This is a genomic window from Flavobacterium oreochromis, from assembly GCF_019565455.1.
GTDB classification, from domain to species: domain Bacteria; phylum Bacteroidota; class Bacteroidia; order Flavobacteriales; family Flavobacteriaceae; genus Flavobacterium; species Flavobacterium oreochromis.
Genome location: NZ_CP067377.1, coordinates 2,030,108 through 2,053,297, shown reverse-complemented (window position 1 = coordinate 2,053,297; position 23,190 = coordinate 2,030,108). Strand labels below are relative to the sequence as shown.

Below are 23,190 nucleotides of genomic sequence, written 5' to 3'. Positions count from 1 at the left end.
ACTTACTTCTATATCATTCCATAAAAAATTGCCATTATCTAAAGCATGTAAACTTAAAGCTAGTTGATCTGATTCATAAATCCTTTACAATTCTGTGTTCTGGCTTTAGTATATCTACTATATCTTCATAGTAAACTACTTCACCATCAAACATTACACCATCCTCACAAAAATCATTTAATCCTAAGTTCTCAAACTCAAATTTGGTAGCACCGTATTCAAAGCATAGTTTTTTCAATTCTCTAAGAAAACTATTTAAACGAGGAGTATTTAAATAAGCTAGTTCAGAATTATCTATAAAGTAGTCTAAATGGCTACATTTTTTATTGTCTAATTCTAAATTAAAAATATCATTATCTAAATAACATAACAACTTAAATTTTCCTTCTCTTAAAAAAATTCAATTCTAACGGGAATTGACCCATGCGAATTTAATTTATCAAAGCTATTCTCTATCGCAATTAAAGGATCAATAGAAATTATCTTTTGAGCAATATCATCTTTAGTATTAACGAATAAATAGGTTGGATAATAATAATTACTTCCTATTTGATAAAGAGGATATAAGGTTATAGATTGAATATCTAAACTACTCAATCCATTAATAGGTACAGCTATTTTATATTTTTCAGAAATCTTAATATAATTACTAATGAAACTTAGTAATTCAGTTTGCGAATCAAATGTTTCCCATATAAAATGATAATATACTGATAATTCCCCCTCAAAATCCGACCAATACCTAACAGTATCTTCAACATTGTTATCATCTTTTTTCATTACCAATCAGTGTTTTTAATTACAAATCTACCTTGTGCATTTTCTACATGTAATTCTGAAATAGAATTAACGAGAGTGTTTTTATTAATCCCGCCTGCTTGGTCAAGTAAATCTGTTTTGATTTTATTTATAAACTGCTGCCTGTTTAGATTATAATAAGGATTAGATGTATTACTAATATTCAATTTTCCATAATGATTAGGGTATTGATTTTTGATACTTGAAGATAACCTAGATTCTTCAGTATACTTCCCCATAATACTTTTAATATTGTCTCTAACAGCATCTTCACCACCTGTAACATATTTACATTCCATCATAGCTTTTTTATTAATAAAGGTAACATCTACTTCATTCGGTATTTATTTTGAAATTGTTTCAAGCAACTTTTGAAAATTGCTTCGAAATAACACGGATTTATAGTAACTAATCGGTCTCTTATCGAATTGTATTTTACTGCGTCAAAACTATTGTTTTCAATACTTTTAAATGCTAATGAATGATAAAATTCCTCCATAACCCTCAGGCTATTATTTTTTACATTTAGCATTGAAAAAAGTAAAAGTTGAAACATCGTTTGCCCATTAAGCTTTTTAACTTGGTAATCAACCTTGTACTTTAATGATAATCTTTCTAATTCCTCTTTGGGAATATAATTTAACACTTCCGAAACTTGCATAGTTTCTTGTAAAATTATAAAATTTAAGGTTTCGAACACTTATGGCGAGACGCTCGCGCTAGCTGGGAAATATGCTCTCAAACGCTTCTGTTTTATTCAGTCCAAGGATTTTTTGTTAACCTATTATTTAATGGGAGTTCGTATAGTGGCAATTCTTTTCCTATAGGTGGTAACCATTGTAAACTCCTTTCATTTAATATAACAGAATTATTAGAAGGAATTAAAAGTTGCACAAATGCATCTATTGGATTATTAGCAATCCAAAAAAAATCAGGAATGAAAGTATGTACATAAAACCTACCATCTTCATCCATCATTAAAGTGTTATTTTCTTTTAATGTTGCTACAAAATAAACTTGCCTACCTATTAATACTGAATAATAATACTCGTCATTTTCATTACTAGTTATAATGTCTTCTGTTGGACTAAAAACATTTTCTTTTATATATTCTAAAACATTTGAATTATTAAAATAATCCACTCCAACAATACTAACTTCTTCAAAAAGATTATTACCACCTACTTTTAATCCTCCAAAATTTAAAATAAAATCAATTACTTTTTTGGGAAACAATTTATACAACTCTGTATCTTTAATTTGGGATTCGATACTTCGCTCTTCATTCCAACCAACTTCATAAAGAATTTCCATTATTTTATTTTGTTCTTTTGAAAAACTCATCTATTCAAATTTAATATTTATATTAACTTTGATTTCTTCTATACCAAAGTATTCTAAAAAAGGATTACAGCTCGTACATGCAATCTTTACATCACCTATTTCAGCAGAAATAATTTTACGCCCGTCACTCTTAACATATTTCGTAGTTGTTTCAAAAGCTATTGATTTAGTTCCCTTTAACGCATTTCTAGCATCAGTCATATTTTGAATTGCAATTTTAGTTTTTTGCTCATAATCATAAAGCCATTTTGATACAGCATCAGGTTCTGCGCATTTACCATGTGTCAATCTTTTTGTAAGTTCTTCTGCATTAATATTTGGATTCTGAAACCATTCTTTTACTAAAGGATGAAGTCCTTCTGGCAATTGACCTTCTGGCAACCCTGTTTTATTACTTACTGCCGAAGTAAACTTTGAATCTTTAACTAAAACACTTCCCGCTCCAGGTCTATCATTTTTAAACATACCGGCAACATCTTCAATTATTTTATTACCTTCAGTGTAGACTATAGAATTTTCTGTTGCTGTTAAACCGCTTATATTAGTAATCTTGGAACTTCCTAGCAATTTAATCTCATTCCCCGCATTATTCACTTTCTTCCCAATCACATACCCCTTCCATTTTTTTATCAAATCAGGATTACCGTTAGGAATATCTTTAATTGTAATTCTTACCTTGCCTTCTTCGGCTAGTTTGTTCCAAGTTTTAGGTCGGCCAGTGGTTGGGTCTTTAGGAATATTCCATTTCACTTGTTTGCCTTGTCCTTTTTGATTAAACCAAGGAATTACATCAGCTAATTCTCCATCAAAACCTAGGTCTTCTAGTATTTCAATTTCATAATAAAAAGTGTAATTTGATTCTGGAATGTTTAGTGCTCTTGAAGAGAAATCAAAAGGTTTATTGTCAATTATAGGACTGGTAAAATTACCTCCTAACAACGGCTCATTTATTCCATCCCAACTCCCTATTGGATTGGCATAACGATCATATTTTTGAAACTTTTGAAGAGATATACCACTTTCGATATTGTATCCGCCGTTGTATGGAGGCCAATTTCCATTGATTTTATACTCCTTAAAAATCTCCTCTAATCGCTGCCATAAATGCAATTTGTTCTCGTTATTGGCTTTCTTATAATATTGATAAGCTAACGATCTTAAATGTTTAGGAAGATTCGAAACATCAACTGTTTGTTCAAATTTTTGCTGACTATCTAAAAACAGGATAGGAACATTCTTTTCTTCGGTAGAAAGCTTGTCTATCCATTTTTGATACCCTCCAGCATTTTTTACTTCTTGAAAATTTTCGGCTACTATTTTAACTTCAGGCAGACTATTTCTTAAAGAAGGCTTTTCTTTATTTAACAAATACCAAGCATCAAATGCTTTAGCATCAGTTTTTACAAAATCTTTTAAAGCTGTATTACGAGAAAAGTCTTTTGCTAATTCAGAAAATGTACACTGAGCAAATCCTGATGTTACAAAGAATATGCTCCATAAAGCTATAACATAAAAATATATTTTTTTCATATCTAATTTATTTTTCTTCATAGCTCCAAACTCCAGCTATTTTACATACAAAACGATTTGGATTAGGCTCACCCAATCCAAAAACAATTAAAATTTTTTGTGAACAAAATTTACACTCTTCAGTGATATAACGTGAAGAATACAATGCGTTATCAACTACTAATTCACCTGTAGAATCCTTAACTAACATTTTCTGTTTCAAGATCTCCTCTTCCGTTAGTATCTGACTTTTTAATAATTCATCGGTATCTCTTGAAATTTGAAAAAAATCAATACTTACTGTATTTAATGTATGACAATTAGAACAGTAATAATTAAAAACGGCTGGCTTTTGATCGTGATTTTCAAACAACTTTATGTTTGTTTCCAATTTTGAAGAATTCTTATTTTAGCTTTCATTTATCGATCTATTTTGTACAAATTGGTAATTTTTTTTCAGTTAACAGTAACCAAGAATCTATAACATCATCTGCATCTGTTTTAATTAATTTAAGTATTTCTGGATTACTGGTAACATCTTTTATAAACATTTTAATTCCATCCTCAGAGATTCCTTTTGCCTTTAATTTTGACAAAACTTCTGATGAAAGTTCAAAAACTCCACCATTAATCTTATCAATCGCCTTTTCAATTTTACTTGCCAATGCTACATTATCCATTTTAGCAAAAACAGAGAGGTCTTTTTCTAATAATCCTACAATAACGGCACGGGTATCTTTAGATATCAAATTAAGCTGCTCTGTATTTAAATTTTTCAACACAAAATCAGCATACTCTTCGGTAGCCTTTTCAACTTTCCCTGCATCGGTAAGATATTCACCTTTTATGATGTCTTCAATTGGGGTTTTAATAAGGTTTTTTGAATTAATGACTAAATCTGTAGCTGAAATACCTCCTGTAATCAAACTTGTTTTATTAAAAAACTCTGCTAAAGCAGGATTTTGCTCTCTAAATGCAGTTCCAGCCATACTACTTACTGAACTAATTTTATCAGCATAAAATAAAACTCTACCAAGTTTTGTAAATTGGGTAGCTGGAATAGCAAGCGATAAAACGTCCAAACTTGTTTGAATAATATCCGATTGTGTTTGTAAGCTACCTACATCGCTACTATACAACATCAAAATTGCAGGAACTGGTATTGCTAATGGATTTTGATTTTTATCTAAAGAACTCTTAAAATCAGACAACAAATGTTGTTCTGAAATATTTTTGAAAAGAACAAATTCAAAAGGATTTAATTTTTCTGCATTTCCAAGTGGAATTTCGGTTGTAAGCCCATCCTTGATAGACTGCTTAACTTCAATCTTGTAAAAATCATCTGTTTTTACAACTTTTGAACCTATACTGAAAAATGAGGTTTCAGGATTAGCATAATTATAACAATAACCTATCGTTGGACTTGTGGCGATTTTTTTAATATCAGCCCAACCTCGTTTGAAAATATTTTGATAATCATAAGTATAGTTTTTAATACCATTTTTAGAATCATTTAAAATTTTGGTTAAATCCTCAGGCGTTTTAGCACCATATTTTTCGATAATTTTAGCTAATTCGTCTTGGTACCTCTGAGATTTAATAAAATTTTTATATAATATTTTCATCAGTTCCTTTCTATTATCTCCAGAAAAGAACATACTACTATCATTAATTTTATCATAAAGTAAAACCCAAATTGGTACTTCGTAATTATACAAACCAAAATAGACTTTATCATTTTCAACAAATTCTATGATTTCATTTGGTTTAAATCCCACATATTTGAATAAGTTTATAGCAATTTTCTCTTTATCATTAGTATTCAAAGTAGATCTAACTAATGATTTAAACAAATCCTTAGCTTTACTTACAGCTATCTTCTGATATTCAATCTCAGTAGCATATTTTAAGCATTCTAATTGCGCATCTGTTAATGCTTTATTTGAATCTGCATTGTCTAAGATATCCTTTAAGCAGTTGCCCAATTCGTTTCTCCTCTTTAGGACATAATCTTTAAGATTTAATAAATATTGCTCAAAATATTTTCTTTTATCATTTCCTAATAATTGCTTTAATTCGGTATATTTAATATATCCTGGTGAATCATAATTACTAGATTCGTAACTTCTCCAACCTTTTGAAAAATCAGGTTTGATTAAAAAACTATCGTACCAATTTTCCCAAATATTATCCTTTCTAAACTCTTCAAAGAATTGGGGATAAACATTTGCAATTTCGGCTATTTTATCTACATAAACCTGTTGAATTTTACTAATATTCCCACTCAAAAGTTTTAATGTTAACTCACTTCTACAATAAAGACATTCTTTGTAAATTTTATCGTCTAATAAAACTTTTTTATCTGACAAACCTACAGTATAAGGAGATATTAGTCTTAAATATTCTAACAGGACTAACTTATTTGGATTTTTACTGATTTTTTTTAATCCTTCAGCTCTGTCTACTGGGAGTTTATATAACCTCCATTTATTATCCTCACCCGACATCAAAAACAAAACACCGTCAATTCGACTACTGTCAGTTGTATCTTCATAAATATCGTTTTTATTAGAGAGATTTACATAACCAATGTTTGAGCTATAATTATATACTACATTTTTATCCCCTTTCTTTAATTCAATTTTTCTTAAACTCCCGTAGGGTAGATCTGGATCATAATTCATATAATCTTGTGAACCTGTAACAGCACCACTAATAAGATTATACCCTACTATTTCGGCTTTATTGAAACTTACTAATTCTGCATCTGGTGTTAAAAAGGTTACAGTTGCCCGATCTTTATTCAAGAAAATATCACTTAGCATACTATGTGCAATATTTTCCCCCTTCGTACTTCCATCCAACACATACACCCCAAACTTAGGATGGCTAATGCGCTGCCAGTGTACATACGGTAGTTTAGTACCTGCGGTATAATCCATTAACCAAGGCGTGTTACTATTTTTGTTACCTGTAGCATACTGTTCCCATGGGTGTTCTAGCTCGAATACGCCGTGCCCCAGTTCGTGTGCCATAACGGAGGTTATATTACTATTCGGTTTTGTTTCTTGGGCAGCTGTATCAGTAAATACGAATCCAAACTGGGAATGACGTGGCATAAAACCGGCTATAGGTCGGCTTGGGGTAATCCCCTTGGTTACAAAAATGTAAAATTCGTCTTTTTGTGGTTTATTATCTTTTGTATAACTTTTTACAAATGCATCTTGATCTTCTGATAGCTTTTCTAAAAGGGCATCTTTACCACATTCAAGAGTGTTTTTAGTTACGGTATACTCCTTAGCTTTGGTTACTTTAAAAGAAACCGCAGCATCCTTATAAAGTGCGTTTAATTGGGTTTCTATGTCTTCGGGTATAGCCGCTCCGTTTACGGGTATTAGGGTTAGGTTAACGGCAGGTAGCTGTTTTATAGGGATAATCTTACTTGCTCCTATGAGTTTGTTTTTACCATTAGCTTCTGTGCTTTTTATGATAGCCATGAGTTCTACAACAGTGGAAGAGTCAAAAACAGGTACTTCTAGGGTGACTCTGGTTTTGTTGCCTTCGGGTTGTGGCGTTCCTACTATTTTGGCTTGTACCCCGTTGCTATTAAAAACAATATCGCTTACTTTTATCTTACTGTCGTTAATTTCAATTAGTGCATCGATAAAATCGGTACTCTTGCTTCCTTTACCATCATTTACGATTCCTTTGTGATAAAACGCGTATGATGTATTACCATCATTTAGTTTTTTGTATAATTTTTGTATGGTATCATGGGCATTTGCGGGTGCGGTATCGTCGGCAAATTTACTTTGGCTGGAACGCATAAAATAAACCCGTGCTCTCGTAGATGAAAATGAAGTGACAGTACCGTTAGAAGCTACTCCTTCGGTATTAGAAGCATTAGGCACAAATCCTGCTCCTTCGGCTAGTTGGGTTACTTGTCCTTTTTCTGGGTCTATTGTATAGGTGTTTCCTTTAACATCTTTTATTATTACCAGTTCTCCTGGGTCATGCTCAAAGGTTTTGATTTGTCCATCAGGGCTAGTTATGGTAATAGCATTAGCTGTTACGGTTATATTTTTAGGATCTTCGATTAGAAAATCAACTGAAAAATTATGCTCTTCTACATCAGGGGAGAAACCATCAAAAACATTTTCTATTTGATCATAAATTGTTCCGACATCCAGAATGTTTTTCCATTGAGGATCGTAAAGTGCTTTGATTTCTCCTTTTATTAATTTAAAGTCGGTATTTAATACGATATCTTTAAATTCAACGCCTATTTTAACTGAAGAAAGGTAAGGAACGGTGGTATAGCCTTTTCCTGTGTAGGTACCGGTACCGGTTACTTCGGTTAGTTTTATGGCAAAATCACCTGCCATTATTACTTGATCATTAGGCAGTTCTTTGGTAAAGTTTGTTTGATTGGTTAGATTGATTTGGGGTTGAATTCCACAATTTATTGCAGCAGTATTGGTGGTAGGTTGCTTGAAGCTGGATGGGTTACTATACATGGTAACTCCTGCCATACAAATACCGCCTACTCTAAAATCATAGGTAGCTCCTGGTTCTAGATCGTATAGGGTGGCTTCTTGGTTATAGTGTGCTGTTTGAAACCATTGGGGGCTTCCTTTTTTTCTGTATTCAACTACGTAATCTAAATGTTTGGGGTCGTATTGCCAGGTTATCTTGGCTTGGGTGGCATTAGCAGAAGTCGCTAAAACGAATTTAGGGTACTCACAATCCCCTGGATATAGAAAATCAAATATCTCGCTATTACCGTTATTATTAAAAACGGCTTTGTCTCCAAAGCCTGGTTGTGAAAGGGCTTGTACACGCCAAGCGTATTTTCTGCCTTCTATAAGTTGTGGTAATGATGGATCATAATGTAAAACCGTATTAGTAGTTTGGGTGGAATATAACGGCTGTCCGATTAAAAAGGCTTGATTGGAGGGCGTTTGTGTATTTAATAGCTCTACTAATTCGAATTTATATTCTATATTGGTCGCATTGATATGACGCGGTGTCCAAGAAAAAATAATATTTTGAGGATTCTGAAATTGAACAATTTCATGATTGGTTGGACGATTTAGAAAAGGGGGTTCGTTGTAAATGAAATAGTAGAAAGTACATGATTTTTTTGAAATTTTCTGATTGGTTATAAAATCAAATACTTCCGCACAAAAGTTATAGCTCCCTTGGGGTAAAACTTCACTATAGCTCTGAGGGCTTATTCCTTGCAGGTTTTCTAAACGAAAGTAGGGTTCTAAATCAAGGTTGGTCAGGTTTAGGGTTTCGCCACCATTTAAAAATAAAGGCATAGCACCGTTTACCACCGGAGTGGATTGGGCTTTTATTCCATTACCTTCTATATATATTTTTAGTTTTACTTGTCGATTCACCACATTTAAATCAGCAGTAAATAAATTTAATAAGTATTTTGGACTGGTAGCTGTTCCATAAGCGGAAATGGTAGATGGATAAGGTGGTACCACGCTACTATTAAGCTGCACTGGATATACTTGGGCTAAAGACAATACACTTACTAGGAGTGCTATCAGATTTAAATAGGATTGTCTAATTTTCATTTTGTATCTTTTCTTAAGAGAACTTTGTCTTTTTTTGAGGTTTATCTTGTATTTTCTAAATTTATATCTCTATTCTTTTTCTATTTTTTTCTTATAAGCTTTTAAATAGTTATTTAAAAAAATAAATTGAAATTCGTTTGTCTGTCTTGATTTTTCAACTTTCTTAAGAAACTGTTCATAATAGAGCTTTTTATTTGTACGTGCTAATTCAGCTAATAAATCCTCAAATCTTGAACTTTCTAACATATTGCGTAGATTTATTTGTGATAGTATGAAATAGTCTTTTTTACTTAATTTAGCTTTTTTAGCAATGATATCTTCTTCAAATAAATGAAGGTCTTTTTCTGTTTTGTCTAATAAATTTGAATTTAAATGGTAACGAGAAACTAGGTACTGACTATTGAATTCTAGATTGTTTTTTTGTAAATCAAGTATTATTTTTTCTTTACTACTTTTTACTATTTTATCATATTGATCTGTAAAGGTTTCTAATTGGATAAATTCTTTTTCTAGACTCGCTACTTCTTGTTGTATTTGTTTTCCTAGTTGTATTTTTAAGTTTTTGATTTGTTAGAGAATCAAAAAGAGTTGTTTTTTTATTAAATTTTCTTTTTGTGATAGCCATTTTTTTTCTAATTCTGGTAGACCAACAAAGTTTGATTTTTGAGTCCAAGAATCTACTTGTAAACGTATGGATTTAGAATCTGCTTCAAGGGTAGTATCTTTAACTTGAATTTTTATTTTTTCTTTTTCTAGGGATGCAATAGGAATTCGTTTTTGATCTTCTTCTTTTTGTTTCTTTTTAGTCCCTGCAAAGTTGTAATTATAACCAAATGTAAGGGTAAAATCATGAAAGGAATTGGATGTAACTTGTTTTGTATTATTTGAATTAACAAATACTTGTGAAAGCATCATATTAAAATGATGTTCTTCGAATAATTTATAATTAGCATTTAATCTAAAATTAAAATTTTGAGTACTAGCATAATCTGCTTTAGTTGTATTAAAGGCAGTACCAAGCTGGGTTGCTAATTTATCTTTACACCATTTTTTACTAACACTAAGTACTGGCCCTAGTGTATAACTGGAAGCAATACCTAAATCATTATAAGTATAATTTAATGAGGTATTAAAACTCCATTTAGATTGAATGAAAAAATGAGAATAAAGTGCATTTATATTATGAAATGCTGTTTGTTGTCCTGGCTGAATTTTCCCACCTTGTTCATTAGCTACTTGATTAAATGAATAGTTCAAACTAGTATTTCTTTTTGTTTTTTTATTTTCAGCAAAAGCATAATTAAGCATTAGATTTGCATTTCGAGATAATTGTCTATAGTTTAACTGATCCAATTGGTTTAATTCTGGATTTAATTGATTAATACGTACAAATTGATCTGGATTTACATTAGATACAGTAGACTGGTTTGAAAAGGTAAAACTAGAATTAAATCGATCTGAAAATTTAATATTAGCATTTAGGGTTCCTACTAAACGTTGCGTAGTTTGTGCTTTTTTATTATCTAAATTATCACGTTGAATACCTGTATTAAGACTTAAAGTTACTTTATCATGAAATAAGGGTCGAGCCATGTTAAGCATTATATTTTGTAAATCATTTGCAAAGAAATAGGCTCCAAGGGTTAAATAGTTAGGATCTATTCGTTCATAACTAATACCTAAAATGGTTTTATCTATTTTATAATCAAATCCTAGTTTAAAAGCATTAAAATTTTGAGTAGAAGTATTTCCTTTTATAAAAATAGCTGCTAATCCTTTTTTTTGTCCGACTCCTAAAGCACGTGTATCTTGCACTAATGATGAATTTGAATAATCTAGATATAATTTAAAATCAGGTAATAATTGCCCTTCAAAATTAAGTCCTATCACGAAGTTTTCTTTTGGTGTAATATTTTTTGATAGGATGGGCATGTGTAAAGAGTTTTCTAAATCTTTAGCATAAAATCCGATAAGCCCGAATTTATAACGAGAAAGGTTGTATTCAACTTTTGATCCATATCCCCAACGTTCGTAAGACGGTATTGTATTAGGGTTTTGATCTTCTTCTACTGCTTTTAGAAAACGACCATACAGGGCTGTAAATTTAATAGGCCCTTCAGGTGTTAGTTCTACTCCTCCTCCTGTAAACTGGTGTCCTGATAAAGAGTAAGGAGAGAAGTTTAAAACGGTATCACCTATATAGACAGAAATCCATTTGTATCTAGGGTTTAAACTTAAACGATTAAAGTTAAATGGAACCTGATAACTTAATTTTCCTCCCATATTAGTAAAACTATAAGAAATAGGCATTGAAAATGAATAGAAAGACAAATTTAAATTACCTGTAAAGTTATATACAAAAGGATCTCTGTAGGATCTATTAGAGTTAAAATAGGTACTATTGAAGGCGACTCCTCCTCCTATTTTAAATGGATTTCCTGTAAAAGACCCGAAATCTATTGTTTGGGCAATAGTTATATGGCAAATAATAAAATGTAATAAACAATAAAATAAACGATTTTTACTCCTCACTTTTATAAACTTAATAGATTTTTGATTAAAATTCTGCTTTTACTTCTTTAAAAGCACTCATACTACCATCTTTGTAAAGTGCTCTAAGGTTATAATAATAAATATTTCCAATATTTAGAGAAGTATCTATAAATTGATTTTTTTTTGCTGAGGGGAATATTTTATATAATACATTTTGTTTTTCTTTTGTTCTTTTATAAAGTTGATATTCTACTATATCTTGATCTTTAGAGTTCCAGTAAAGTTCTATTGCTCGAGATGTTTTATCAACCATAACTGAAAATGAATTGATTGCAGGTCTTATAAGTTGAGGTAGTGATTCTAAAATAAGTGCATCAGATGGTTCTGTTTCATTTCCATCTTCATCTGTTGCGGTCATGGCATAATAATATTTACTTTTCCCATCTACTTGAGTATCTGTATAATTTGTATCTTTAGGATTTGTTGTTTCATAAATTATTTTCCATTCTTGTTCATTTTCTTTTCTCCTGTATAAAGTATGTTTTTTAACATCTTCTGATTCACTTTGTAAAAAATGAATTGTGATTTTCTTTTCTGCTATTTTATAATCAGACAGTACAGGTATAGAGGGAGCTATGTTATCTTTCTTTGTAATTATAAAAAAATCAGATAATTTGGACTCATTATAACGAATATCTAATGCTTTTAGACGATAAAAATACTTCTTATTCAACGCCTTCATATTAATTGAATCTTGAAAAGAGTTATTAATGATTATTTTATTTGTTAATTCAACATATTGACCATCTTGTGCATAACTTCTAAAAACTTTGTATCCCATGAAATCAGATTCAGTATTAGGTTTCCATCTTAATTTTACGATTCCTAGTGTATCAATGGTTCCTTGTATGCCTATAGGGGGGTAGGAGGTATTGAATCTATAGGTTGAACTAACATTGGATAGGATTCTTTATAGCCTCCTTTTTTGGCTACAGCTTGTACTTTAAAATAATTAGAAGGTTTTAGTTTTACTTTAAATATTATTTTTCTTGTTACAGGAGACAATTCCTTTTTTACCAACTGAAAATCACCACTTTCGGTATCTGCTTGTAAAATATTAAACCCATTAATTTTATTTTCTCCTTCTGCTGGAAAATCCCATTCTAAATTTACGGTTTCATCATCTAATGCTGCTTTTGCAGTTATTTGGGGTGAGTATTCTAAAAAGTCTACTCCTATTCCTGAAATAACTTTAGAAGGGGTACTAAAATCTCCAAATGTATCAATACCAATTATTCTATAATAATATTTTATATTATTTTCAGGTAATTTATCAGTAAATGTGGTATATGAGGAAGATTTATTTAACGTAGGAAAAATAGGTGTTTCATTTAATTTGATGAAGTTTTTTCCGTCTGTTGATCGTTCTATATTATAACAAGAATATAATTCTTTTTGAGAAACAAAATCCCAAAATAACATAACGGTTTGATTTCCAAAAATTGCTTCAGGTATTATAGGTGGTGTAGTATCTATTTTATCTGCTAAGCCTATATATACTGTTCCGTGATTAACTTCTTCTGCTTTTTGGCCTAACAGAGTAATGGTGTATACATATTTTTCATTGGGTTTTGCAGTTGTATCTTCATATCCCCAACCAGCAGCTTTTGTAGCTAAATAAGATTGCTCTGATGCCATTAATGAGAAACCGTATCTTTGTTGATTTTGATCATTAAGTAACATCATTTTTGCAATTCCTTTTTCATTTTGAGTGGTTTCAAAATCTTCTCCATAAATTGCTTGTGCTAATACAGCAGTTAGTGAATCTTGTTTAACAAGAGGTTCCCATTCTTTTAATGGCAGTGGCTTTAATACTTCTTTTAGTGTTATAACTTCATCTTTATTAATTGGTTCTCCATTACGTAACACGGTAGTACGTTGCAATTTGTATCCTGACTTTAGTGATTTTTTCCAAAAATAGGGATCGTTGACATTCCATTTTAACAAAATTTTCCCTTCTTTTATTTTTCCCTTAGCCATTACAGCGGGTTTTACATAAGTAGTATCTCCTTGTCCAAAAGTAGTTATGGTTATAAATAGAATACTAAATAGGATATAATTCTTTTTAATCTGATTATTCATTATTGTTTTATTCATTTTTTCTTCCAATTATTTTTTAAATCTTACTAATTGGTAGTATTTATGTTATAATTTTTAAAAGTATTGATGTATAAATAAGTTTGATATTTTTATTTATTAAAAACAAAGATTTACTTCCTAATAATTTTCTTCGCTTGTACTGCACCTTTTGTTTTCATAATAATATAATACGTTCCTGATGCGTAATTAAAATCTATACGTTCTTTATGTTTTTTACTAGCGGGTTTTTCTATTTGATTGATTAACGCGCCTGTTTCTATTCGATACAATGAAAGTGTTAAGGGTTGTTCAAAAGCTAACTCTACTTCTATCTGTAACTCGTGATCTGAAGTGGAAACTGGATTGGGATAAACCGTAAATTGTTTGACAAAAATAGCTTTTTCATCCCGTATGGGCTCTCCTTTATTTTCTTCTACTATAATCTCATTATACTCTTCTATATTACACCCTTGGGCATTATTACATTCTATACCTATTTTGTATTTACCTGTTTCATTGAATATAGCTACTACGTTTTCTGGGGTCTCTGATACAATTTTTGCACTTGGTGGAAGCTTCCATTTATAGTGGTTATCAGTATTATTACTAATATTTACAAAAACGATTTCTTCGTTCTTAAATGTTTGTGTGGCTACCATAAATTTGGCTTCTATCAATTGATCTTCTAATTTTACTTCTATTTCATCACTATAGACACAGCCATTAATGGTTATTACTTCTAATTTATAAATACCGCTTTGTGTGAATCTTACTTTTGATTCATTTGAACTAAATCCATTACTTGATGTCCAATTGTATCTTAATTTGCTATCATTTAATTGGGCATCTATTAGATGGCTTTGTCCTTTACATAATACTACGTCTTCTCCTAAATTTACAACTAAAGGGCTACTCCCATTTACTACTAATGAAAATGGTAAACGACAATTACTTCCTCTATCTATTAATGTTCCAATGTATGTTCTAGGGGATAAGTTAGTTAATGATAATCCTCTAAATGAACTATCGGCCCAATCAATTGTGTAATTACCGGTACCTCCTAAGGGGTTTATCAAAATACTTCCATTATTTGTCTCTCCACAACTTACATCTTTTACTGTTGCATTTAATTCTAACCCTCCACTGGAACCTACTTGCAATCCTGTAAGATCGATCTTACAGCCTTGAGCGTCAGTTATCGTTACGTTATAAACTCCTAATCCTATGTTTGTTAATTGATTAAATTTATCACTTGGGGTTACATTAGTCCCTGAATAATTCGTATTCCATTTGTAATGATAGGGTTGGCTACCTCCTTCTACATTTAACTGGATGCGTCCTCCTAATGGGTTTGCACAGGAAACAGGGGATACCGTATAGGTGGCTTTTAAGGCTTGGGGTTGTATTACTTGATACTGAGCCTGCTCAAGAGCTCCTTTGCTATCTTTTACCTCTACTTCATATAAACCTGCTCCTAATCTTTTAATTTCAGAAAATTCTGCATTAGAAATTAGGTTTCCATTTTTTTCCATTTATAAAAATAAGGGGCTACGCCTCCTATTGCATTAGCTTGTAAGGACACACTTGTATCTCCATAACATTTGATTACAGATTGTGTAGGATTGGCTACCTTTACTTGTAACAAATCGGGTTGAATGATTGTAATGGGTAAGTCGAGGCTGCAATTATTTGCATCTATAACATTTACCGTATAATTACCTGCTACTAATCCAGTAAAACTAGCCGAGCCCTGTGCTATGCCTCCATTAAGTACGTATTGATAAGGTGCTACGCCTCCCAATATATTTTTAACACTAATTTCGCCTGTAGCTTGACCGTATATGGTTACGTCTTTCTTTTCTAAGGTGGCTGCAAGTGGGCTAGGTTGTTTTATATCGATTGTTTCTATAACGAAACATCTTTTAGCATCGGTTATCTTACAACTGTAAATACCTGCTGGCTGATTGAGCAATTCTGAGGTTGTACCTACTACTGTATTTTTGTTATTTTCCCATTGATAACTATAAGGTGTTGTACCTCCTGTTACTATTGCCGTAATTTTTGCTGTTGATTCATTTGCACACAGTATCGTTTGACTCTGATTTAACTGCGCTTTTAAATTTGCTAAAGGTTGAACAATGGTATATTTTTTTTCAATGGTACTAGCTGGTGTATTATAATCTGTAACTTGAACTGTATAACTACCTGCCTTTAAATCTTGAATCGTTCCTGTGGTACCGATTTCTTCTTGGTTTTCATTTTTCCATTCTATTTTATAAAAAGGACTTGTTGGATTAGGACGACCTCCTTCTATTATGATACTTAATTTTCCATTGGAATCTCCATAACAATCTAAGATGTCTTTTGTTTTTACTGGATCTAATTTAACGGATAGGGGCTGAATGGTTTCTACTTTATAATTCTGAGTAAATCTACAACCTTTCGAATCTGTTATACTTAATTGATAATCACCATAACCTAGATTAACAAGATTACTATTGTTACCCATATCTGGGATCCATTGGTAACTATAAGGTGCTGTACCGCCTTGTGCGAATATACTGATTTTTCCATCATGGGTACTGCTATTGGTTACTGGATAGATGCTAGCCACAGCGGTAAGAGGATTAGGCTCGGTGATTTGCTGATCAGGAAAATTAATCCTACATCCTTTAGCATCTTGTACATAACAACTATAATTCCCTTTTGATTCGATTAGAATTTCGGATGTAGTAAATACTCTCCCGTTTATATAATAGGTGTACGGTTGTGTCCCCCCTTGTGTATCCATTTTTATTTTACCATTTTTAGCGCCATAACAGCTAATATCTTGAGTACTTATAGTCGCTTGTAAAGGTGCTACTAATTCTAGTGTTTGTTCATTACTGATACAATACGCATCCTGTAACGATTTTCTATCCCGAACTAACACTTTATAATTATTAGCCTTTAAATCGGAATGAACGGCTTGATTACTCCAACTTACACCATTATCAATGCTGTATTGATAATTACCATAACCTCCATTCGCTACGATAGTCAAGGTAGCTGTATCCGTTATTTGACACAGTGTATTTGAAAAACTAGCGGTAAAAGTAAGGGCTGATGATGGTGCTATTATTTCTACAGTGCTTGCTCCTTGTGGTGCAATACAATAACCTACATCTAGTGGATTGGCTACCTGAATAGCATAAGTCCCATGAGGTAAATTAGTAAAGGTATTGGCTGTTTGCCAATTTAATCCTCCGTCTTTACTATAAACATAGTTGGAATTTCCGCCTTGTGCATAAACTTCTATTTTCCCTGTACTTTCATTATAGCACGGAATATCTGTTTTAATTACATCATAGGTTATAACACTTGGCTCTGTTAATTCTATAGTTGCTGGATCACCTTGACATTTTTTTGTATCACGTATAGAAACCTGGTAAATACCTGCTGTTAGGTTATTAAAAAATGGGCTATTTTGCCATCTTACTTGATCTATACTATACTCATAAGGACCTGTGCCTCCCGATGGTTTTACTATGGTTATACTTCCTTTTCCTCCATGACATTGGATTCTACTTTTTTCAATTTCAAAGCTCAGTATCGCAGGTTGTAAAATAGAGATGGGTTGTGTTTGAATGTTACAAAAATTTTGATCTTGTACTTCTAGGGTATATGCTCCTGCGGAAAGGTTTCCAAAGACGTTTGTTGATTGCCAAGGTTTCCCTTTTAATCGGTACTGATAGTTCCCTACTCCACCTGTTGCTGTAACGGTAATACTACCGTTAGATTCGCCATTACATACCACATGTGTAGGTAGCACAGTTGCTATTTTCAACTCCTCGGGTTGTGTTAAAGTTACTCCTGTAGCAGTGGCATCATTTATACTCATTTCACAATTAGAGGCATCTTTAATTTTTATGCCATAAGTACCTGCAGTGAGATTATCAAAAACGGGGCTCGCAACCCAGTTTGCACCGTTGTCTTTACTATATAAGAAGGTTTCGCTCCCTCTTGTTGCTCTTACTGTAATTTTTCCTGTTGCTGAACTAAAACATTTTATGTTTTCTTTTTCTAAACTAACCGCTATAACGTTAGGTTCAGTGATTATTACATTGCCAATTTGACCTCCTGTTGGATTACTTACACTTGAAATCCTACAATTATTTTCATCTCTTAGTTCTATTTTATATTCCCCTTTTTTAATCCTGTTAAGGTAGTTGATGTTCCACGCGCTATTTCACCGGTAGCTATCACTTGATTACTGATAACATTGCTAATTGTATAGTTGTATTTACCTGTACCACCACCTGGGGTTAGCATAAATTGTCCATTGTTCCCTTCATAACAACTAACTGGTTGTATGGCTGTGGTGGTAAAAGAAAGCGCTTCGGGGGTGCCAACTATAATTGGATTAGACTCTAAGGGAATACTCCCATTATTATTCTTTATAACTTGATAATTCAAAATATAGGTATCCGAAGGGATTCCTTCCCATATATATTCCTGATTTTTATTGTTAAATTCCGAAGCAGAAACTGACCTTGTACCTAAAACCCCTCCTTTTGAATTCTTCAATATTAAATTTAATTTCTCATCCGCTGATTCGAGATCTCGATCAAACTTGAATCGTATACTACCATCAGAACCTCCTGCGCATTTAACCATATTAGGTAAGGATGATAATAATTTTAGAGAACACGAAGTAATTGTATAGGTTATAATATTAGTTTCGAAACTTGGTTGAGTGGGATCTAAAAAAATAGTTCCCAAAGGATATTTATTTTTAACTATTAAAACTCCTTTAAAATCAATATTTCCAATATAATTTGAAGGAATTTTTAAAATTTCAGAAATTTTAAAACCTTGATTTGCTTTATCAAATAAATTTTGAGGTAAATCTTCCCAATCCTGACCTTTAAGTCTGAATTTAAAATTAGTAACATTGGATTTATTTAACACAATATTATCTTCAATACATACTATTGATTTAAACGGTTGTTTTAATTCAAAATTTGATAAATATGCAGATCCATTATTACAAACATTTAGATTTATATTAGTAAATGAGTTAAATTCTTCTAAAGAGAAAATTTTATTAATATTGGGACCTAGTGGGCAATTAACTCCTCTTTCTAATGTCTGAGATAAGAACATCTTTAATGGAAATACTCTGGGCTCAACCTCAATCATGTCTACAATTATTGATTTTTTACTAATAACGTATGATTTGAAACCCAAATCAAAATAAAGTTCAGGAGTTATTTTTGGATTCTGATTTTTTAATACCACTAAAACTTTTCTAGTTTGCCCAATTAAAATTTGAGATAAGAACAGTAATATGAATAATAATTTATTTGTAATAATTCTATCTTTTCTCTTTTTTACAAATTGTCCCATCAATTTCTTTTTATTATTCTACTTCCTAATAATTTTCTTCGCTTGTACTGCACCTTTTGTTTTCATAATAATATAATACGTTCCTGATGCGTAATTAAAATCTATACGTTCTTTATGTTTTTTACTAGCGGGTTTTTCTATTTGATTGATTAACGCGCCTGTTTCTATTCGATACAATGAAAGTGTTAAAGGTTGTTCAAAAGCTAATTCTACTTCTACCTGTAACTCGTGATCTGAAGTGGAAACTGGATTGGGATAAACCGTAAATTGTTTCACAAAAATAGCTTTTTCATCCCGTATGGGCTCTCCTTTATTTTCTTCTACTATAATCTCATTATACTCTTCTATATTACACCCTTGGGCATTATTACATTCTATACCTATTTTGTATTTACCTGTTTCATTGAATATAGCTACTACGTTTTCTGGGGTCTCTGATACAATTTTTGCACTTGGTGGAAGCTTCCATTTATAGTGGTTATCAGTATTATTACTAATATTTACAAAAACAATTTCTTCGTTCTTAAATGTTTGTGTGGCTACCATAAATTTGGCTTCTATCAATTGATCTTCTAATTTTACTTCTATTTCATCACTATAGACACAGCCATTAATGGTTATTACTTCTAATTTATAAATACCGCTTTGTGTGAATCTTACTTTTGATTCATTTGAACTAAATCCATTACTTGATGTCCAATTGTATCTTAATTTGCTATCATTTAATTGGGCATCTATTAGATGGCTTTGTCCTTTACATAATACTACGTCTTCTCCTAAATTTACAACTAAAGGGCTACTCCCATTTACTACTAATGAAAATGGTAAACGACAATTACTTCCTCTATCTATTAATGTTCCAATGTATGTTCTAGGGGATAAGTTAGTTAATGATAATCCTGTAAATGAACTATCGGCCCAATCAATTGTGTAATTACCGGTACCTCCTAAGGGGTTTATCAAAATACTTCCATTATTTGTCTCTCCACAACTTACATCTTTTACTGTTGCATTTAATTCTAACCCTCCACTGGAACCTACTTGCAATCCTGTAAGATCGATCTTACAGCCTTGAGCATCAGTTATCGTTACGTTATAAACTCCTAATCCTATGTTTGTTAATTGATTAAATTTATCACTTGGGGTTACATTAGTCCCTGAATAATTCGTATTCCATTTGTAATGATAGGGTTGGCTACCTCCTTCTACATTTAACTGGATGCGTCCTCCTAATGGGTTTGCACAGGAAACAGGGGATACCGTATAGGTGGCTTTTAAGGCTTGGGGTTGTATTACTTGATACTGAGCCTGCTCAAGAGCTCCTTTGCTATCTTTTACCTCTACTTCATATAAACCTGCTCCTAATCCTTTAATTTCAGAAAATTCTGCATTAGAAATTAGGTTTCCATTTTTTTCCATTTATAAAAATAAGGGGCTACGCCTCCTATTGCATTAGCTTGTAAGGACACACTTGTATCTCCATAACATTTGATTACAGATTGTGTAGGATTGGCTACCTTTACTTGTAACAAATCGGGTTGAATGATTGTAATGGGTAAGTCGAGGCTGCAATTATTTGCATCTATAACATTTACCGTATAATTACCTGCTACTAATCCAGTAAAACTAGCCGAGCCCTGTGCTATGCCTCCATTAAGTACGTATTGATAAGGTGCTACGCCTCCCAATATATTTTTAACACTAATTTCGCCTGTAGCTTGACCGTATATGGTTACGTCTTTCTTTTCTAAGGTGGCTGCAAGTGGGCTAGGTTGTTTTATATCGATTGTTTCTATAACGAAACATCTTTTAGCATCGGTTATCTTACAACTGTAAATACCTGCTGGCTGATTGAGCAATTCTGAGGTTGTACCTACTACTGTATTTTTATTATTTTCCCATTGATAACTATAAGGTGTTGTACCTCCTGTTACTATTGCCGTAATTTTTGCTGTTGATTCATTTGCACACAGTATCGTTTGACTCTGATTTAACTGCGCTTTTAAATTTGCTAAAGGTTGAACAATGGTATATTTTTTTTCAATGGTACTAGCTGGTGTATTATAATCTGTAACTTGAACTGTATAACTACCTGCCTTTAAATCTTGAATCGTTCCTGTGGTACCGATTTCTTCTTGGTTTTCATTTTTCCATTCTATTTTATAAAAAGGACTTGTTGGATTAGGACGACCTCCTTCTATTATGATACTTAATTTCCCATTGGAATTTCCATTACAATCTAAGATGTCTTTTGTTTTTACTGGATCTAATTTAACGGATAGGGGCTGAATGGTTTCTACTTTATAATTCTGAGTAAATCTACAACCTTTCGAATCTGTTATACTTAATTGATAATCACCATAACCTAGATTAACAAGATTACTATTGTTACCCATATCTGGGATCCATTGGTAACTATAAGGTGCTGTACCGCCTTGTGCGGATATACTGATTTTTCCATCATGGGTACTGCTATTGGTTACTGGATAGATTGTAGCCGTAGCGGTAAGCAAATTGGGCTCGGTGATTTGCTGATCAGGAAAATTAATCCTACATCCTTTAGCATCTTGTACATAACAACTATAATTCCCTTTTGATTCGATTAGAATTTCGGATGTAGTAAATACTCTCCCGTTTATATAATAGGTGTACGGTTGTGTCCCCCCTTGTGTATCCATTTTTATTTTACCATTTTTAGCGCCATAACAGCTAATATCTTGAGTACTTATAGTCGCTTGTAAAGGTGCTACTAATTCTAGTGTTTGTCCATTACTGATACAATACGCATCCTGTAACGATTTTCTATCCCGAACTAACACTTTATAATTATTAGCCTTTAAATCGGAATGAACGGCTTGATTACTCCAACTTACACCATTATCAATGCTGTATTGATAATTACCATAACCTCCATTCGCTACGATAGTCAAGGTAGCTGTATCCGTTATTTGACACAGTGTATTTGAAAAACTAGCGGTAAAAGTAAGGGCTGATGATGGTGCTATTATTTCTACAGTGCTTGCTCCTTGTGGTGCAATACAATAACCTACATCTAGTGGATTGGCTACCTGAATAGCATAAGTCCCATGAGGTAAATTAGTAAAGGTATTGGCTGTTTGCCAATTTAATCCTCCGTCTTTACTATAAACATAGTTGGAATTTCCGCCTTGTGCATAAACTTCTATTTTCCCTGTACTTTCATTATAGCACGGAATATCTGTTTTAATTACATCATAGGTTATAACACTTGGCTCTGTTAATTCTATAGTTGCTGGATCACCTTGACATTTTTTTGTATCACGTATAGAAACCTGGTAAATACCTGCTGTTAGGTTATTAAAAAATGGGCTATTTTGCCATCTTACTTGATCTATACTATACTCATAAGGACCTGTGCCTCCCGATGGTTTTACTATGGTTATACTTCCTTTTCCTCCATGACATTGGATTCTACTTTTTTCAATTTCAAAGCTCAGTATCGCAGGTTGTAAAATAGAGATGGGTTGTGTTTGAATGTTACAAAAATTTTGATCTTGTACTTCTAGGGTATATGCTCCTGCGGAAAGGTTTCCAAAGACGTTTGTTGATTGCCAAGGTTTCCCTTTTAATCGGTACTGATAGTTCCCTACTCCACCTGTTGCTGTAACGGTAATACTACCGTTAGATTCGCCATTACATACCACATGTGTAGGTAGCACAGTTGCTATTTTCAACTCCTCGGGTTGTGTTAAAGTTACTCCTGTAGCAGTGGCATCATTTATACTCATTTCACAATTAGAGGCATCTTTAATTTTTATGCCATAAGTACCTGCAGTGAGATTATCAAAAACGGGGCTCGCAACCCAGTTTGCACCGTTGTCTTTACTATATAAGAAGGTTTCGCTCCCTCTTGTTGCTCTTACTGTAATTTTTCCTGTTGCTGAACTAA

Annotated in this window: 17 protein-coding genes; all 17 read right to left on the bottom strand. The window is 32.3% G+C overall.

Features of this window, described 5'->3' with window-relative positions; genetic code table 11:
- Positions 1–73: 73 nt before the first annotated feature.
- The 17 genes from JJC03_RS09785 to JJC03_RS09705 all read right to left on the bottom strand — a co-directional run bounded on the left by JJC03_RS09785 (position 74) and on the right by JJC03_RS09705 (position 23,029).
- On the bottom strand, positions 74–373 hold the full coding sequence (locus JJC03_RS09785; RefSeq protein WP_235873203.1) for a hypothetical protein: 300 nt from the start codon (positions 371–373) through the stop codon (positions 74–76).
- A 17-nt stretch (positions 374–390) separates the two neighbouring features.
- Positions 391–780 carry a hypothetical protein gene (locus JJC03_RS09780; protein WP_235873201.1) on the bottom strand — a complete coding sequence of 130 codons (390 nt, stop codon included), beginning with the start codon at positions 778–780 and terminating at the stop codon, positions 391–393.
- Positions 780–1,100: a hypothetical protein gene (locus JJC03_RS09775; RefSeq protein WP_235873200.1), complete on the bottom strand. Its 321-nt coding sequence runs from the start codon at positions 1,098–1,100 to the stop codon at positions 780–782. The genes JJC03_RS09780 and JJC03_RS09775 overlap by 1 nt, the downstream gene beginning before the upstream one ends.
- A gap of 26 nt (positions 1,101–1,126) precedes the next feature.
- Positions 1,127–1,459, bottom strand: a complete 333-nt coding sequence (locus JJC03_RS09770) for a DUF4372 domain-containing protein (RefSeq protein WP_235873199.1) — start codon at positions 1,457–1,459, stop codon at positions 1,127–1,129.
- Between the two features lie 92 nt (positions 1,460–1,551).
- Entirely contained in the window at positions 1,552–2,142 is a 591-nt protein-coding gene (locus JJC03_RS09765) for an SUKH-3 domain-containing protein (RefSeq protein ID WP_103715658.1), read from the bottom strand.
- Positions 2,143–3,672, bottom strand: coding sequence for a YwqJ-related putative deaminase (locus JJC03_RS09760; RefSeq protein WP_235873196.1), 1,530 nt, complete (start codon positions 3,670–3,672; stop codon positions 2,143–2,145).
- A gap of 7 nt (positions 3,673–3,679) precedes the next feature.
- Positions 3,680–4,042 (bottom strand): hypothetical protein, encoded by a 363-nt coding sequence (locus tag JJC03_RS09755; protein WP_235873194.1) that lies wholly within the window; start codon positions 4,040–4,042, stop codon positions 3,680–3,682.
- Between the two features lie 37 nt (positions 4,043–4,079).
- Positions 4,080–9,242 carry a fibronectin type III domain-containing protein gene (locus JJC03_RS09750; RefSeq protein WP_235873193.1) on the bottom strand — a complete coding sequence of 1,721 codons (5,163 nt, stop codon included), beginning with the start codon at positions 9,240–9,242 and terminating at the stop codon, positions 4,080–4,082.
- Positions 9,243–9,311: 69 nt separating this feature from the next.
- Positions 9,312–9,488 carry a hypothetical protein gene (locus tag JJC03_RS09745; RefSeq protein WP_165624426.1) on the bottom strand — a complete coding sequence of 59 codons (177 nt, stop codon included), beginning with the start codon at positions 9,486–9,488 and terminating at the stop codon, positions 9,312–9,314.
- A 324-nt stretch (positions 9,489–9,812) separates the two neighbouring features.
- Positions 9,813–11,774 (bottom strand): hypothetical protein, encoded by a 1,962-nt coding sequence (locus JJC03_RS09740; RefSeq protein ID WP_235873192.1) that lies wholly within the window; start codon positions 11,772–11,774, stop codon positions 9,813–9,815.
- Between the two features lie 25 nt (positions 11,775–11,799).
- Entirely contained in the window at positions 11,800–12,576 is a 777-nt protein-coding gene (locus JJC03_RS09735) for a fibronectin type III domain-containing protein (RefSeq protein WP_235873191.1), read from the bottom strand.
- A gap of 71 nt (positions 12,577–12,647) precedes the next feature.
- Positions 12,648–13,892 carry a fibronectin type III domain-containing protein gene (locus JJC03_RS09730; protein ID WP_235873190.1) on the bottom strand — a complete coding sequence of 415 codons (1,245 nt, stop codon included), beginning with the start codon at positions 13,890–13,892 and terminating at the stop codon, positions 12,648–12,650.
- Between the two features lie 113 nt (positions 13,893–14,005).
- Positions 14,006–15,406 (bottom strand): T9SS type A sorting domain-containing protein, encoded by a 1,401-nt coding sequence (locus tag JJC03_RS09725; RefSeq protein WP_235873189.1) that lies wholly within the window; start codon positions 15,404–15,406, stop codon positions 14,006–14,008.
- Complete coding sequence (locus JJC03_RS09720) at positions 15,385–17,754, bottom strand: SprB repeat-containing protein (protein WP_235873188.1); 2,370 nt, start codon at positions 17,752–17,754, stop codon at positions 15,385–15,387. The genes JJC03_RS09725 and JJC03_RS09720 overlap by 22 nt, the downstream gene beginning before the upstream one ends.
- 290 nt (positions 17,755–18,044) lie before the next feature.
- The gene (locus JJC03_RS09715; protein ID WP_235873187.1) at positions 18,045–19,262 is read right to left on the bottom strand and encodes a SprB repeat-containing protein; all 1,218 of its coding nucleotides are present in this window, start codon (positions 19,260–19,262) and stop codon (positions 18,045–18,047) included.
- A gap of 18 nt (positions 19,263–19,280) precedes the next feature.
- Entirely contained in the window at positions 19,281–20,681 is a 1,401-nt protein-coding gene (locus JJC03_RS09710; RefSeq protein ID WP_235873185.1) for a T9SS type A sorting domain-containing protein, read from the bottom strand.
- Positions 20,660–23,029, bottom strand: coding sequence for a SprB repeat-containing protein (locus tag JJC03_RS09705; protein ID WP_235873184.1), 2,370 nt, complete (start codon positions 23,027–23,029; stop codon positions 20,660–20,662). The genes JJC03_RS09710 and JJC03_RS09705 overlap by 22 nt, the downstream gene beginning before the upstream one ends.
- Positions 23,030–23,190: the final 161 nt, after the last annotated feature.